Origin of the sequence: Halobacillus salinarum, from assembly GCF_022919095.1 — a bacterium.
In the GTDB taxonomy this organism is placed as follows: Bacteria; Bacillota; Bacilli; order Bacillales; family Halobacillaceae; genus Halobacillus_B; species Halobacillus_B salinarum.
In genome coordinates this window covers 750435-766434 of record NZ_CP095073.1, presented here as the reverse complement: position 1 = coordinate 766434, position 16000 = coordinate 750435, and the positions used below count along the sequence as shown (strand labels likewise).

The 16000-nt window shown below is 43.1% G+C and carries 16 protein-coding genes and 1 pseudogene; 3 read left to right on the top strand and 14 right to left on the bottom strand.

The genetic code is table 11. The features are described 5' to 3' along the window. Positions 1 to 58: 58 nt before the first annotated feature. From MUN89_RS04085 to argC, 4 genes are read right to left on the bottom strand one after another with little or no spacing between them, the layout of a single operon-like run. Positions 59 to 1237, bottom strand: coding sequence for an acetylornithine transaminase (locus tag MUN89_RS04085; RefSeq protein WP_244711640.1), 1179 nt, complete (start codon positions 1235 to 1237; stop codon positions 59 to 61). Then, the gene (argB, locus tag MUN89_RS04080) at positions 1234 to 2043 is read right to left on the bottom strand and encodes an acetylglutamate kinase (protein ID WP_244711638.1); all 810 of its coding nucleotides are present in this window, start codon (positions 2041 to 2043) and stop codon (positions 1234 to 1236) included. Before argB ends, MUN89_RS04085 begins: the two co-directional genes overlap by 4 nt. Beyond that, positions 2012 to 3238 carry a bifunctional ornithine acetyltransferase/N-acetylglutamate synthase gene (gene argJ, locus MUN89_RS04075; protein WP_244711636.1) on the bottom strand — a complete coding sequence of 409 codons (1227 nt, stop codon included), beginning with the start codon at positions 3236 to 3238 and terminating at the stop codon, positions 2012 to 2014. Before argJ ends, argB begins: the two co-directional genes overlap by 32 nt. A 21-nt stretch (positions 3239 to 3259) precedes the next feature. Further along, positions 3260 to 4297 (bottom strand): N-acetyl-gamma-glutamyl-phosphate reductase, encoded by a 1038-nt coding sequence (gene argC, locus MUN89_RS04070; protein WP_244713560.1) that lies wholly within the window; start codon positions 4295 to 4297, stop codon positions 3260 to 3262. Positions 4298 to 4554: 257 nt separating this feature from the next. On the opposite strand from argC, the gene MUN89_RS04065 reads away from it, so the two are divergent. Then, a complete protein-coding gene (locus tag MUN89_RS04065; RefSeq protein ID WP_244711634.1) occupies positions 4555 to 5103 on the top strand; it encodes a GNAT family N-acetyltransferase in 549 nt (182 codons plus the stop codon). Here the strand turns inward: MUN89_RS04065 and MUN89_RS04060 are convergent. The 9 genes and pseudogenes from MUN89_RS04060 to MUN89_RS04020 all read right to left on the bottom strand — a co-directional run bounded on the left by MUN89_RS04060 (position 5097) and on the right by MUN89_RS04020 (position 13911). Beyond that, complete coding sequence (locus MUN89_RS04060) at positions 5097 to 6608, bottom strand: cell wall-binding repeat-containing protein (RefSeq protein ID WP_244711632.1); 1512 nt, start codon at positions 6606 to 6608, stop codon at positions 5097 to 5099. The genes MUN89_RS04065 and MUN89_RS04060 overlap by 7 nt on opposite strands. Before the next feature lie 130 nt (positions 6609 to 6738). After that, the gene (locus tag MUN89_RS04055) at positions 6739 to 7677 is read right to left on the bottom strand and encodes a hypothetical protein (RefSeq protein ID WP_244711630.1); all 939 of its coding nucleotides are present in this window, start codon (positions 7675 to 7677) and stop codon (positions 6739 to 6741) included. 14 nt (positions 7678 to 7691) lie between these two features. Further along, positions 7692 to 8138 carry a DUF4385 domain-containing protein gene (locus tag MUN89_RS04050; protein ID WP_244711628.1) on the bottom strand — a complete coding sequence of 149 codons (447 nt, stop codon included), beginning with the start codon at positions 8136 to 8138 and terminating at the stop codon, positions 7692 to 7694. A 53-nt stretch (positions 8139 to 8191) separates the two neighbouring features. Next, positions 8192 to 8698 (bottom strand): hypothetical protein, encoded by a 507-nt coding sequence (locus tag MUN89_RS04045; protein WP_244711626.1) that lies wholly within the window; start codon positions 8696 to 8698, stop codon positions 8192 to 8194. 94 nt (positions 8699 to 8792) lie between these two features. After that, positions 8793 to 9479: a response regulator transcription factor gene (locus MUN89_RS04040; protein ID WP_244711624.1), complete on the bottom strand. Its 687-nt coding sequence runs from the start codon at positions 9477 to 9479 to the stop codon at positions 8793 to 8795. 9 nt (positions 9480 to 9488) lie between these two features. Further along, positions 9489 to 10400: a sensor histidine kinase gene (locus MUN89_RS22070; RefSeq protein ID WP_396266095.1), complete on the bottom strand. Its 912-nt coding sequence runs from the start codon at positions 10398 to 10400 to the stop codon at positions 9489 to 9491. A 770-nt stretch (positions 10401 to 11170) separates the two neighbouring features. After that, complete coding sequence (locus tag MUN89_RS04030) at positions 11171 to 11578, bottom strand: DUF1259 domain-containing protein (RefSeq protein WP_244711620.1); 408 nt, start codon at positions 11576 to 11578, stop codon at positions 11171 to 11173. 84 nt (positions 11579 to 11662) lie between these two features. Beyond that, a pseudogene (locus MUN89_RS04025) lies at positions 11663 to 12534 on the bottom strand (PhzF family phenazine biosynthesis protein). A gap of 63 nt (positions 12535 to 12597) precedes the next feature. Beyond that, positions 12598 to 13911 (bottom strand): lysine N(6)-hydroxylase/L-ornithine N(5)-oxygenase family protein, encoded by a 1314-nt coding sequence (locus MUN89_RS04020; protein WP_244711616.1) that lies wholly within the window; start codon positions 13909 to 13911, stop codon positions 12598 to 12600. A 239-nt stretch (positions 13912 to 14150) separates the two neighbouring features. Between MUN89_RS04020 and MUN89_RS04015 the strand changes: the two genes are divergently transcribed. Beyond that, positions 14151 to 14624 carry a GNAT family N-acetyltransferase gene (locus tag MUN89_RS04015; RefSeq protein ID WP_244711614.1) on the top strand — a complete coding sequence of 158 codons (474 nt, stop codon included), beginning with the start codon at positions 14151 to 14153 and terminating at the stop codon, positions 14622 to 14624. A 1-nt stretch (position 14625) separates the two neighbouring features. Continuing rightward, complete coding sequence (locus tag MUN89_RS04010) at positions 14626 to 14913, top strand: YciI family protein (protein WP_244711612.1); 288 nt, start codon at positions 14626 to 14628, stop codon at positions 14911 to 14913. 51 nt (positions 14914 to 14964) lie between these two features. Here MUN89_RS04010 and MUN89_RS04005 read toward each other — a convergent pair whose 3' ends face one another. Then, positions 14965 to 15981, bottom strand: coding sequence for a Gfo/Idh/MocA family protein (locus tag MUN89_RS04005; RefSeq protein ID WP_244711610.1), 1017 nt, complete (start codon positions 15979 to 15981; stop codon positions 14965 to 14967). Positions 15982 to 16000: the final 19 nt, after the last annotated feature.

Genomic DNA, 16000 nt, shown 5'->3' with positions numbered 1-16000 from the left:
ATTTTTATACAAAAATTTGCTAGAAAAAAGGAACACGATAAGGTTGTGTACCTGTGGTTTACTTTTTAGATCCTGTTGTTTGTGAATAAAGCGAATCTTGATACTGCTTAATTGCTGTTTCCAAAAGCTCGGAAGCTTGATTTAATTCGCTTTCTGTTACCGTTAACGGGGGCAGCAGACGGATTACATTCGGCCCCGCCAAGACTGTCATCAGCCCTAATTCCTGCAGTTTTTGCAGGAGCGGCATGGCTGCTTCTTTAAGCACAATCCCAATCATTAAGCCTTGACCACGAATGGTCTCCACTAAATCGAACGGTGCCAGTTTAGTTTCAAGTGTCTGCTTAAACGCTGCTCCTTTATCTCTTACTCCTTTGAGAAAGCTGTCATTGAATATCGTGTTCAATGTAGCTGTAACTGCTGCTGTAGCAAGCGGGTTGCCGCCAAAAGTTGTTCCGTGAGCCCCAGCTGAGAAAGAGGCTTTGAGCTTCGATTTACCGAGCATCGCACCTACAGGGAATCCGCTCCCTAATCCTTTGGCTGAAGTTACAATATCCGGATCCAGGTGGTGATGCTGGTAGGCAAATGGATAACCGGTCCGCCCGATTCCCGTCTGGACTTCATCAATGATCAATAAGCAGTTCAGCTGTTCACATTTCTTCTGCACCGCTTGTAAAAATTCGCTCGACCCTGGAATCACTCCTCCCTCACCTTGAATCACTTCCACCATAATGGCTGCTGTATTTTCATCTGTAAGGTTATTGACAGCCTCCGGATCGTTGTACGGAAGGTATTCAAATGTAGGAAGTAAAGTACCATATCCCTGCTGGATCTTTTCCTGCCCGGTTGCACTCATTGTCGCAAATGTGCGGCCGTGAAACGACTGTTTGAAACTGTATATTTTCTCTTTTCCTGTATACTTTCTAGCCAGCTTGATTGCTGCTTCATTTGCTTCGGCTCCACTGTTGCAGAAAAATACATGATCAAGCTCTGTAAACCTCGTCAGCCAGGAAGCTGCTTCCTCCTGCTCCGGCAGCTGATACAAATTTGAAACATGCCAGATTTTCTCCATCTGGTCTTCAACTGCTTGTTTGACATTTTCCGGGCAATGCCCTAAGTTACAGACGGCAATACCGGAAACAAAGTCTAAATAGTCTTTTCCATTTTCATCCGTGACTACAGTTCCTTTGCCGGATACAATATTTATTGGAAACCTTTTATAGGTCGGAAATAAATTCACTCGACTCCTTCCTTTCTTTTCGCACAAATTTTAGTCCCTGTCATTACTCCGTTTTCGATCACTGCCTGCTTGCCGCTCACAATCATCACTTCTGCCAGCCGCTCGGAAAGAGCTTCGACAGCCGATTGAACCTTTGGAATCATTCCCCCGTATATCCCCCCAGTTGAGATAAGCGCAGAAATTTCATCCGGCGTGGTTTCTTCAATCACCTCACCGTTATGCATAATTCCAGGTACATCTGTCACAATCAGCAGTTTTTCTGCATTCATCGCTTTTGCAATAGCAGATGCAGCGATGTCCGCATTGATGTTTACGGTCCGGCCATCCAGCATTTTTCCTAACGGAGCGATGACTGGCATATAACCTCCTCGCAGACAATTGGTTAAGAAGGTGGTTTCTACTTCATCTACTTTTCCAACTAATCCTAGTGTTTCTGAATCTATCAGGCTAGCCGTTATTAAATTTGCATCCGATCCCTTCAAACCGACAGCGCGGACCCCTTGCTCTGCCAGTTTGGATGTTACGTGGGCATTTACCTTTCCACCCATGGTCATTTCTACAACCTCAAGGGTCTCCGGGGTCGTTTTCCTTAACCCTTCGTGGAATTCGCCTTGAATATTCAGCCGCTCCAGCATGGAAGTAATGGCGGGGCCTCCACCATGTACAATAATACATTCGTAAACATCGGTAAGCTTTTTCAAACTTGCATAAAACTGCTCCGTTAATTGACTGATCATACTACCGCCTAGTTTGACAACGATCACCGGTTTATAATTATGAGCGATAGCTAGCGTTGATTTTGACATAGTCATAGGTTAGATCACACCCCCAAGCCGTTCCGAAGCCGCCGCCTTCAGATAATAATATTTCTATTTTCACTTTGTCCTTCCTTAGTGCCTTTGTTGCTTCTTCTTCAGAAAATAGACAAGGTGTCCCTTGACTAAATACAAGCTGGTCTTCGATGTACACCTCGCAGGCTTCAGGGTTGACTTTTGCTTCACTATGCCCGACCGCACCAATAATTCGACCCCAATTGGCATCCTGTCCGTAGACGGCCGTTTTGACTAAATTCGAGCCTACGACTTTCTTCGCTATAATTCTTGCTTCTTCATGAGAATAAGCCCCTTGTACGTTCACTTCGACCAGCTTCGTAGCTCCTTCTCCGTCTCTGGCAATTTGTTTAGCCAGATCTTCACACACGAGCTGCATCGTCTGCACAAAGGTTGACCAGTCTTTATGAGCTGGACTTAATGGCTGGTGATTAACTTCACCATTCGCGAGCGTCAGTACCATGTCATTTGTCGACGTTTCCCCATCGACCGTAATTTGGTTAAAAGACTTATCAATGCAGCTTTTTAAGGCGTTTTGTAAATGACAGGATTCAATGTTTGCATCGGTCGTAACAAATCCGAGCATCGTTGCCATATTAGGGTGAATCATGCCGGATCCTTTCGCCGCCCCACCTATCGTAACGGTATGGCCGTCGACCGCTAATTGATAACAGGCTGCTTTCTGGCACGTGTCGGTTGTTAAAATTGACTTTTGAAAATCTTCTGCGCCTGTTCTCGTTGGTACGACTTGATCACATCCTGTCTTGATTTTGTCCATAGGCAGCTGTTCTCCAATAACTCCTGTAGAGGCTACCGCGACATATTCCGGGGGTAATTGGAACCTTTCTGCGATCCATTGACGCATTGTATAAGCATTCGATAAGCCTTCTTTTCCTGTACAAGCATTGGCCACTGCACTGTTAATCACTACTGCCTGAAGTTTCTGTGATGCCGCAATGCTTTCCTGCGTTACTTTTAACGGGGCAGCCTGGAAATGACTCTGTGTGTACACGGCCGCACAAGAAGCAGGATGGTCACTTAATAATAAGCCGAAATCTTTCTTTTCCCGTCGAAGGCCACTATGGAGCCCTCCTGATTTATAGCCCAATGGAGATAATACTGTCCCACCGTCCAGCTTGCTGATCTTGTGCTTATCCGTGGTTTGCAGCACTCATACTCATCCTTTCTTACTTTATGGATAAAGAGGCAGTCCTTGTAAGCCTGCCGTTTCTTCGATCCCAAATTGAAGATTCATATTTTGCACAGCCTGACTCGCTGCGCCTTTCATTAAATTATCAATCACCGAGACAATGGTTACCCGATTTGTCCTTGAATCTATCGTTAAGCCGATATCGCAATAATTCGATGCATAGACATGTTTGGTACAGGGAAATTGACCTTCCTGCCTTACTCTTACAAACGGATGCATAGAATAGTAGTTTTCATACAGCTGAAGCAATTGTTCTGTAGTTTGTGGTTCGCTTAGCTTAAGATAAATGGTTGCCATGATTCCCCGCGTCATCGGAACGAGATGGGTAGAGAACGTTACTGTTGACATTTCGTCATTCCATGTCTTCAGCTGCTGTTCAATTTCTGGAATGTGTTTGTGCTGATTGACTTTATAAATTTGAAAATTTTCCTGTGCATGACCAAAGTGCGTAAGAGGATTAGGGTTTTTTCCCGCTCCTGAAACCCCTGATTTCGCATCAATGACCACCGTTTCAGGAATAGCGAGCCGCTCTTGAATAATCGGGCCTAGTCCCAGCAGGGATGCTGTAGGATAACAGCCGGGATTGGCAATAATATCCGCTTCTTTGATTTTCTTTTGATTCCATTCACTGAGTCCATACACAGCGCGCTCAAGGACTTCCTCCGATGCTGCCTCTTGTTTGTACCATTCGGTGTACTGTTGCGGATCGGTTAAGCGAAGATCTCCTGATAGATCAATGACCTTAAGTCCTCGACCAGCTAATTTCGGAGTAAGTTCGCGTGATACTCCCGGAGGTGTAGCCAAAAAAACAATATCCAACCTCTCCTGCATGGATTCAGGATTAATTTCTTCAAGTTTTTGAGTGATTACTGTATTCATGTGACTGTATAAATTTTCAAATGACTTCCCAGCATCCGAAGTGGAGTATAACGTGAGGCTTTCCACTTCTGGGTGGTCAGATAACAGCCTGATCAGCTCTAAACCACCGTATCCAGTGGCTCCGACTATTCCTGCTTTCAACATCAATTCCCCTTTCCAAACCTTATGTATAAATATAATAATTACCGTATATTTATGCTATTATTAACCTTTATTGAATAGATGTCAACACCGTTTCGAAAAATTTCTCAAATAAAATATAAACCACACCCTTTTCAACGATATTGGTAATGGGATCAAGACGGAAAAGTAAGTTTTTTCAAAATTCATGGTTGAAATTTCGAGGAATTTCAGCGATAAAAGAGAAAGGAACGCACTCACTTTTTAGGAGCGATCAAATGACAAGAATAAAAGGCAGTAAATTAACGTTAAGAAAAGCCACTCAGCAGGACGCATATGATATGTATTATTGGAAGTTTGAAGACCCGGTAAAAGAAGCAAAGGAATGGAATGGTCCATACATACCAGAAACCTTTCATGAAAAAGAGGAATTCCTTAAAGCATGGGATCCTGATGAAGAAATTATGCCAGGAACGCTGGACATGCTGATTATAGAAGTAAACAGCCATTTTATTGGGGCAGTGATGGCCTATTGGATCGACAAAAATACCGACTGGCTCGAGACAGGAATTGTTATTTACGATCCGCAGTATTGGAACGGCGGATACGGATATGAAGCTTATTATCTATGGCTGGACTACTTATTTCAGACGACAGGTCTCCACCGACTGGGGATGTCCACCTGGTCGGGCAATCACCGGATGATGCGTGTCGCAGAAAAAACAGGGATGATAGAGGAGGCGCGTATTCGTCAAGCCCGCCAAGTAGAAGGAAAATATTATGATGCGGTCAAAATGGGAGTCTTGCGTTCAGAATTTTATCAATAAAAAAGGTGCGGCCACAATGGCGCGCACCAGTTATTGAACCAGCTGTTTTTCCACAGAAGTCGATACGGCTCCTCTTCCCCAAGAATGGTGAAATAGGAGGAGTTATTTTCTTCCATTAAATTCTTCACTTCTTTTGGTATTTCATCTTTTTTTACAAGAACGAGCGGCTCCTGCCATTTGGCTGCCAGGACAGATCCTGTTAAAGCGTCAGCATAGCTTTCCCCTGTAGCAACCGTCATAAAGTAGGCATCCATGCCTAACTGCTCCACAATTTGAGCAGAAGTATCATACCTGTTTTTCCCCGCAATTCTAACAGGGTGATGAGCTTGAATCTCATTCTTCACTTGATTGCTGATTACTCCGCTTCCGCCGACGATAATGGTGTCATCGACTCCTTCAAGGGAGATCGTTGTTGCTTTTGGCACGTTGTTCTTTTCTGTCAGTAAAACCGGCATCCCGTTTACTGCAGCATAGGAAGCAATCGACAAGGCATCCGGATAATTTCCTCCATATGCTAAGACAGCAGAATCATAATACCCTAATTCGTCAGCTATTTTGCCAGCTGTCTCGTATCGATTGGTACCGCCGATTCTCTTTGTCTTAACATGTAGTTTATCTTTTAGTTCCTTCTCCACGCTTGCCGATATAGCCCCTGTGCCTCCAAGAATAATTACTTTGGATGCACCAAACTCCCGAATCGCATCTCTCACTTTTGGATGCAGCTTGTCTTTCGGATTTAACAGGATAGGCGCATCAAGTCTATAAGCTAACGGGGCCCCTGCAAGGGCATCCGGAAAATTAAAGCCTCTCGCAAGAATGATTGTATCGGCACCTTCAAACCAGCCGTTTTCAGCAATTTCAATCGCCGTTTCATAGCGGTCTGCGCCATTAATTCTCCATACTTCTTTTTGCGGAGTCTCTCCAAAGAAATAAGCAGAAAGGACATAAGCACCATCTGCCCCCCCTCCATTTAAATCCAGGGCTTGAATATAATAGACGCCGGGTTCAACCGAATACGTTTGCGAATAAACGTGATCCTCATAATAATAGGAGGTTAACTCAACCACCTCTCCGCTGCTGTCTAATAAAAGATAGCCAAGGTCAATGTTATAGTCGGCTGCCGCAGTTATGTATAAATCTCCGGGCTCGCTGATCTCCACCTTATACATATCCAAATCCTCATAGGAGAAGGAGCCATAAACGTAATCATCCAATCTTAATGAATTGGCTTGATCCAGGCTGTCATTCGGTTCTTTTTCCAGCATCTCTCCGAGCAATTGGAATTTTGGAGCAGACGATGGTGAAGGTGACAGCAATTCTTTAAGCTTAGCCGCTTTTTTTGCAGCGTGCTTTGAGAATTCTATCGAGTCGTCGGCATCAGACGTCTCTAGATTGATTTCTGCTTTGATATGTTCATAATCAGCTCCCAATTTTTCTGCTGCTTCTGCTTTTTGGAAAGGAAGAAATACAAGGATAAATAAAATTGTACACACGAGCTTTTTCATAGACTTTTCCTCCGTCACAATTTTGTCAATGTTTGGTAACGAGGTTAATTATAGTCCAGAAAAATCTATGAATGCTATAAGAAGTTTTGTCGAGAAGGCATCTATCTTCTTACAAAAAGCGGCATCATTGCTAGGAGATCCGGCCAAATGACCGCAGCAGTTGATATCTTTTCAAGGTGAGTATCCCTTGCCACTGTCTTTTTGCTACCGCAAATTCACGGTCATAATCTTCCCATTCCCATGATACATCCCAAATTCCTTCCTGGTTTAATTGCTCGATATAAAAATCGAGGTTTTTGTCTAAGAGCGTCCCAAATTTTTTACATAAAGGATGATGAGGGCCGTCAACGAAATCAAGAGGCATGGCCTGATAACCTGCCAGCCATTCCGAAGGCGAGTGGTTTGCACAATCATAGGCAAGCTGATTCACTTTATTCTGTGCTTCTTCTAAAGAAGAATCCATCGTTTCTTCAAACAACTGCCGGTGGTCCTCAAGTAGATCAAGTGCCTTCTGGAAATTGTTAATTTCATGCATATCCATGTCATCGACCGATTTTACATACACGATGGCTTTTTTCAGAGCGGTCCAGCCCGTTTTTGCTGTTGAAGATCTCTCAGGTGACCAGTGGATTAGAAAGGCGGCAAGCTCAACACTCGGATTATACATCCAATTGGATTGTACACCTTCGCGCCAATGCCACCACGGGGCATGAGGATACTGATTATTTTCCGGGAGTACCGAGCTCCACATGGCCCCCTCCTGTTTGGAAGCATTCATCAAATAATCAAGAAGAGAGTGGACCACTTGTTCATCAGCCTCTGCATTTGCTTCGACCAATACCTGTCCCGCTGCCCATGTGGCCATCGGACTAGATTTAGGCAGCCAGAAATCTGGTTCGATGCCGTGACCAAACCCGCCATCATCATTTTGGAAGGAAGCCAGCACTCGAATGACCTCTTCCCTGCTTCCATTTGCAAAGGAATGCTGCCATCTGGCTGCTTCTAAAGGGCGGGCATTTCGATGAATCCAAGCAGCGGAACGATGAAAAGTCTTATGAGATATTTCCATTTCCTTTGACCTCCTCATCCATATTTCTTTTGATGCTCCTTCTTTTTCGACAAATAGATTTCATCTGTACGGACTCTTTTCCACATGTCTTCAAAAATTCTTGCAGATTCTGCTTTTTCATCATCTATATGTCTTTCCTTGCCGTTTCCATTGGTATCGTATTTTTTCCCGCCTTTAAAATTCGCATAGCGGCGTGATCGAGTATAACCCATTTGTATAAATTTACGGGCCATATCCATTCCTACCAAGTCTTCTCGATTTTTGTATGCTTCAAATAACTCAAAGATTTTACAAGCAGACTCAGCGGCGTCCTCTGGTGTTTTAAAGCGCCAATATGGGAGAATTTCACTTTTATAAGGTTCTACAAGCAGGACTCCTTGTTCTCCACGGCCGACACGATAAAGCTCCGGTTGTTGTCGAAAATCAACGCTGTCAAAATCCAAGTCATAGTCAAACCCCATGTTCGTCCCTCCTTCAAGCCTTTCATTCCTCACAAAACCTGACTATAAACGAATCAATCGGCTCTTTTTCTTTGGCCCCATGGTTTAAACACCGAAAGGATCATCATCACTGCCAAGGAAATAATTTGAAGGATAATTCCAAAGAAGAGTTGAAGTCGATTCACAAGGAAGTCAGAATTCTCCATCGCTGCCATTCCTGCTCCTGCACTGATATGAAAAGCTTCACGGGTCCAGATCAGCATTCCGATCAGTCCTAACCCAATTGAAATAAGCGTTAATACTTCTTTCACGATGATCCAATAAAATTTAAAGAGTCCCCATTTTGTCCAAATTGATAGCGCAATACCGGTAACTACTGTTCCGATCGTTGACACCCGCAGCGAGGTAGTTGAAAGAATGTACATACTGGAGTAGCACCCTTTTAAAATAGTTCCATCTTTTGTAGCAGCAGCTGTAATACTTAAAACTAGAAAACCTACGGTGATTCCAAATAATATCGCTGCAAAAATTAAATGAAAGGTTACCAGCCATCTCTTAGGTTTAAGTGAAAGGTATTTCATGCCTGCCATCTCCTGTCTCATAAGCTATCTATGATTACAGGATATGGACCATTTCTAAACACGTCCTAAAAGAAATCTAAACGATTTATTAAATTTAACTTTTGAATCGATAACCTGCTCCCCACACCGTTTCAATATACTGGGGATGCGATGTATCTGCTTCGATTTTTTCACGTATTTTTCTTACGTGAACAGTCACTGTTGCCATATCCCCCATAGAATCCAGCCCCCATATCCGCTCGAATATATGATCCTTGGCAAACACACGGTCCGGATGAGAAGCCAGGAAAAAAAGAAGGTCAAATTCTCTGGTAGTTAGAGTCACTTCCTCTTGATTTACGTGCACCCTGCGTGAGGCGCTGTCGATCACTAACCCCCTGATCTGCAGAATGTCCTTCGGCTTTTCTTTGGTTACCAGCCGTTCATACCTTGCCAAATGGGCTTTGACGCGGGCGACCAGCTCACTGGGACTGAATGGTTTGACAATGTAATCATCTGCTCCGATCCCGAGACCCCTGATCTTATCGATGTCCTCTCTTTTAGCTGTAATCATCAAAATGGGAATATCCCTTTCCTGTCTAATTTTCCTGCAGATCTCAAAACCATCCATTCCAGGAAGCATGACATCAAGCAGGATTAATTGATAATCCTCTTTAACCGCCTTATGAAGCCCCTCTGTGCCTGAGGCCACTATTTCTGCTTGAAATCCCTCCACCTCTAAATAATCCTTTTCCAGTTCTGCGATGGTCTGTTCATCTTCAACGATGAGTATTCTTTTCATGGAATCACCTTATTTCCGTGAACTTTTTAATGTGAAAAATATCGTTGTTCCTTTACCTAATTCACTCTCCGCCCAGATATCTCCTCCATGTTCTTCGATAATACGTTTGGCAATTGCCATCCCAAGCCCGCTGCCGCCTGTGTCCTTATTTCTTGAAGGATCCCCGCGGTAAAACCGTTCAAATAACTGTCGGATGGTGTTTCCATCCATCCCTTTCCCGTTATCTTGAATGGCAGTCAGTACGAACTCTTTTTTATGTTCAAGCTTAATTTCAATGTGCTTTTCATCTTTATCCATATATTTCAAACTGTTTTGAATAATATTGTTTACCACCCGCTTCAAGTTATCACGGTCTGCAACCGCCGAGTAGTCTTCAGACGGGTTGTCGTCAAAATAAATCCGCGTATTCTGCTGAGGCAATTCCAACTGGAGGTCTTCAAGATAGTCTTGGAAAAAGCTTCTTAAATCAATGGTTTCGAACTGAAACGGTACACGCTTCAGGTCTAATTTAGAATATAAGAAAAGCTCGTCGATTAAGCGATCCATTTCATCTGCTTTCGTGAAAATGGTTTGTGTGTACCTGTCCATTTTTTCAGGTGAACTGGCCACACCATCTCGAATCCCTTCTACATAACCTTTTATCGATGTTATTGGGGTTTTCAAATCGTGTGTAATATTAGCAATCAGCTCTTTTCGATTTTCTTCGTATTGAAGCTGTACTTCAGTTGATTGCTTTAATTGCTGCCTCATTGCCTCGAAGGCTTCACACAGCTCTCCTAGTTCATCATTGCGAAACTTTTCGATCTGATAATCTAAATTTCCCTGTCTGATTTCTTCTGCCCCTTTTCTTAAACTGCTCACTGGCGTCAAAATACTTTTAGAAACAAAATAAGACAACACCCCATTCGTAATGATTAACATCATAACTAAACTACCGAACAAAATGGGGAAAAACTTTTTTATAAAGCTGGCATCCCGCAGCAGTAAAAGAGTACCAGCAGAGCCGTCACTAAAGTAAAAGTCGTAGCTTTGCAATGAAAATAACCGTCCATGAATACGATGAATCGGGCGGTTCTCATTCTCAAGTCCAAAGGCAGGAAGTTCATCTACGCTTACTTTTTCAAGCTTTGAGGAACGGTACACGATGCTGCCTCCCTTTCTTATCAGCAAGGCTGCGCCCTGGTTGGAGAGGGTTTCCCCAGCTTCATTGATAAATGTACGCTCCAGGAGTTTGTGAGGATTCAAGGAAGCTGTCTTTTTCAAATGGTTAAACTCCTGACTTGCCTTTTCCTCCCCTCCACTTGATGTCCACCAAAAAGGCTGCGATTCACCGAAGAATAGAAACAAGAGTACAGCTGCCGTCAAAATAAAAAAAATCACTGGCATTGCTACCATTGCTATATGGGACAAGATTAACCGTTTCCGTATTGACATCAGCGCACCTTCTTTGTTCAAGCTTGGTTTGATTCTATGATACCGCCTAAATCTTAATTTTTTATAAACATCCGTCTCTTTTTTATATCTTTTCCTACCTTTTTAACGATTAATAAAAAAAAGGAGCACTCTCTAGAGAAAGTGCTTCTCAGCTTGTAGAGAAACGACATGGGGTTTCTCTAAGATGTTTTTTTATGCCCGTGGGGACAAAACTATCACTTCGCTTTCCACGGACGAACGCCCGAGCTTCCTTCATTTTATTGCTGAACGGGGTAGCTGGTCAGGTGACTCAAAGCATACCTGAGCTTTTTAGCAAAGGAAAGCGGTGGTTCTACGGATTGTAGATGAATATACAAAATAAAAGGAGTGATAAAAATCCAATGATTATGAAGGGCGCTGATGATTAAGCCTTGCTGGACAGCCGCTTGAGTGAATGAAGGTATTTCTTCCTGTAGAATAGCGATTTCAGCTAAATTAAGAGCATTTCCTTCGTTGTCCATCGATTCAAAAACGGCTCCTGCAGGTAATACAGACGTACTTTGCCTGCCTTGGACGAACACCTTCATCTTTCTGTGTAAATTTACAGAACATACCCCGTTCTCCATTTTACCTTTTCCACCAATAATATGACCAAACTGTTCACAAATCGCAAGCTTATCGTTCATCTAACGGACAGCCCCCTTTTCAAAAAAAGAGTATGATTTGCTGTCCCTTTTTATTCCGGCTACACTACAGGAGGTCCCGCTCGGTTAAATGGCAAGTTCTCCATTTGCAATAGGCTGGCATATTCCTGCAACTTCCAATTGCTTTCCGATTATTTGCAGATTTAATACACCACCACGTTCAGAAGCCTGATAAGCATAAAACTCCCGCTTGTTCAGTTTCTCACTCCAATAGGAAGCTAAAGCACAATGGGCAGAGCCAGTGACGAAATCTTCTGTAATGCCGAGCTTGGGGCAAAATAACGGGAGATAAAATCATACGGTGGTTTCCCTTTGCTTGTAATAACAAGACCAGCCCCCTTCAACTCCTCTACCGTCTCTATAATCGGCCGCGCCCGGTAGACCATTTCTTCCTTCTCAAACTCAATGATGTAACGGTCTCCTGCCCATGCCGCTTTGTGAATCGGATAATCGACCACCTGTTTAAGCTCAGGCGTGACTTCCACTTCACGGACTGGTTTAAGATCAAGGGTAAGGATAACCTGACCCTCCCTTAGTCCGGCTTTTAGTTTTCCGCCCTTGGTTTGAAAATAGATCGGTTCCTGTCTCGAATGAAAGCCATCATTCCATAAGACAAATGCTGCTCCTAACGTGCCATGGCCGCATAGGGTTAATTCCTTCACAGGCGTAAACCAGCGAAGCTGATAATCGTTTTCTTCCTTTATTAAAAAAGAGGTGATCGGCTGGTTAAATTCTGCGGCAGTCTTTTGCAGCCATTCATCCGACCGGTTACTTTCCAATATGACGATAACGGCAGGGTTTCCCATGAACTCAGCTTTTGCAAACGCGTTAATGAAATAAAATTGATCCGGCAATATCAACCTCTCCTTTTCCTTCTCATAAGTAAACCTTAAATAAATTTTGTATTCCAACAGCCGTAACCGTACTACCAAAATCATGATTGGAACCCATTCGTTAAAAAGTAATAAGCAAAAAAAGCCAGCGAAGATCGCTGAGCTTTTTTAAACAGTAAAGGACTGGAAGATGCTTTGTTTTGGAAGTGGATAGACTTCCCGCCCTAATAAATGATTAATGATCACCTTATTACGGTGAACAGAGAGTCCTAAATTGGTAGAGCCTACCCCGTGTGTATGGGAAATGCCGCTATGCACATAAATCTCATTCTCTGTCGTTTTCTGTTTCTTTAAACGGTAATCTGACGTCACTTTGTAGCGGCCGTCATCATCCCATTCCAGGAAGTCTTCAAGGTGATGGACAAAGTCCGGCACGTAAGGCTTATACCCGGTGGCTGCTATGACAATATCACTTTCATGTGTAAATTCTTCTTTCTTTTGCCAATGATAACACGTAAGTTCATAGCCGTTACCCTCATTCTTAGGCTGAATATCTCTTACCTCACTGAGTACCTGTAAGCCGACTTGCAGTTCTTCCTGACCAATCGAATACTCATACAGCAAGTTATAAATATCGTTAATCGTATGGTTGCTGATGCCTTTATAATAAAGCCCTTGATTCGCAAAGATTTCCTCTTTCTGGTGCTGAGGCAGTTGATAAAAGTAATTCACATAATCCGGGGAAAAGTGTTCAAGGCTGAGTTTGGATTCTTCCATCGAGGCAAAGCCCGCTGAACGAGTAATCCAATCTAAACGGAATCCGCAATCCCGCTGTTCCTTCAAAAGCTCACGGAAAGTCTCCGCCGCACTTTGTCCTGAACCGACAACGGTTACAGAATTCGCCGCCCGGCAGCGCTCCTGATTAGGAAGGAAATCAGCTGTATGAAAGACATCCTGTTTAGGAAGCCCTCTAAACGACTTAGGCATGACCGGTACACTCCCCGTCCCCATGACGAGATTCCTTGCCCGATAGACAGACGTTTCATCTTTAGCAAGATCATGAACAGCCACTTCGAAATATTCTCCATTATCTTTTATATGCCTGATATCGGTAACCCTGTGGTTAAACCGGCAGCTCTCAAGCTGGTTTGCCACCCACTGACAGTAATCGTTGTATTCCCTGCGCGGGATGTCGAGCCGCTGAAGAAAATAAAATTGATACATTCTGTCATTTTTACTGATGTAGTTAAGAAAACTGTATTTGTTGGTAGGGTCAGCCATCGTTACAAGATCCGCAATAAACGGCACTTGCATTTTTGTACCTTCAATTAACATCCCTGGATGCCAATTAAATTGCTCCTTCTGTTCGAAAAAAACCTTGCTGACATCTTCGATTTCGTCAAGCAAAGCTGACAAGGACAAATTAAACGGCCCTATTCCAACCCCGATTAAATCATGCATTTTCTCTTGTTGATCCATCATTTCACTACTCCTTGTACTGAAAAAAAACAGCCATTCAGATATCTTTTTCTAGTTTCATGTTACCATACTCCCCGTTAAACGATAACAGGAGTTTTCGCCGTCACAACATCGCGCTTGTTGTATTTAGCATAACCTCTCTTGAAGTTTTTACTTTAAAAAAACGATTCATTTCCTTACCCTTTTGTAAACAAAGTCGTGTAAAATTACAGTACACTCAAAGTACGTGAGGAGAGTTTTCATTGCCAGATCAAAAGGAGATCTTTCTCCGAGAAGTGCAGGATCGAAGTGATTTTCTGCCACTGCTTTTAATCGGAGACGAAAGTGAAGAAATGGTTAAAGAATATATGGATACAGGGGATCTTTATGAGATCATCTTTAAAGGAAAGGTAGCAGGCGTTTGTTTATTCACTTACTTCGATCATCATGTCGTCGAGTTAAAAAACATCGGAATTCTTCCTGAATATCGCAGTAGAGGGTTAGGCAAAACCGTGCTTCATCAAGCCTGTCACCTGTATAAAAATAAAAAAATGACAGAAATGATCGCAGGCACTGCAAATTCAAGTATCGAAAACCTTGCCTTTTATCAAAAGGCTGGATTTCAATTTGCTGAAATTCGTAAAGGTTTTTTTCTTCAATACCCTGAGCCGATTTTCGAAAATGGGATTCAAGCTGTCGATATGATTCTCTTTAAGAAAGGATTAAAGGAGGAGTAAGATGAAAAAATTTGTCGTCCATCTGTTTAATAAACAACCCTCACTTATGACAGATCAACTGATAAACGATCATGTAAACCATTTAAAAAAACTAAAGAAAAAAGGTGTTCTTCCCTTCTGCGGTCCTTGTGCAGATGGTACAGCTCTCATGATTATTGAGGCAGCCTCTGTCGAAGAAGCAAACCATTACGTAGAAGAAGACCCTTTTTCAAAACAGGATTATTATAAAGATAGAAAAATAGTAGAAATTACGGAAGCTACCGTAGAGAACAATTTCTTAATGGAGTAAATGTGAATTTAATATACACCCCGGTCCCTTCCTGGAATCCGGGGTCTCAACTTATAGCCTTATCTTCTTGCTTAACTTTGCACTTTCCATCGCGGCAAATACCATTTGCATGCTTTTAATGTTGTCTCGGCAGTCCGTTTCAGCCCTGCGTTTTTCTTCAATCGCTGAAAACATTTCGTCCAGACAACCCCAATGTCCTTCAAAGCCGCTCCAATCCGGATAGCTCTCCTTTTTCTGTACAGGCACTAAAAAATCCTCGGATGCTGTTTCATCCATGACTTCATAAGCCGGAAGACCACTCCCATCCCAGCATGCACTACCACGACTTCCCGTGATCCGCCATTCTGCTTCCCAGGAGGTAGGCATGCCAATGGCACTCCATGAGCCTCTATAAGTGAACACTGCCCCATTGCTCATTTCAAAAATACAAACAGCCGAAGCATTGCCTTCATACCAGGAACCAGGCGGATTATATTCGTGGCAGTAAACAGAGACCGCATCCGCACCGGTAATAAAACGTGCCTGATCAAACGTATGGATGGCCATATCCATAATTAAAGGGCTTGCCATCTCTTCGCGGAAACCTCCGAATCGCGGAGCTAAAAAAAAGTCAGCGTTGATGGATCCTGTCTCTCCGATTTCATTATTTGAAAGCAATTCCTTCAAAGCACGAATCGTTTTTAAGTATCTGCGATTCTGCATGACGGAATAGCTTTTGCCTGTTCTTTCAGCTGTCTCTACTAATGATTGCGCATCCTCAAAAGATTCTGCCATAGGTTTTTCTCCAAATACGTGACACCCTGCTTCCAATGCAGTCGTTACCACCTGTTTATGAGCTGCCGGGATGGTCACATCAAAAACGATATCCGGTTGTACTTGTTCAATTGCCTCCCTCAGCTTAGTAAAGACAGGAACATCGGCCTTTCTCATTTCAGCGAACGCTTTTGCTGTCTTAAGGTTCACATCTACAAGCCCTACAATGTCTACATCATTCCGTTGATCGGTATAGTCGATCCAGGTGTTTGCCATGCTTCCGCAGCCGGCAAGCACTACTTTATATCTGCTCATCCACTCTCCCCTTTCATGA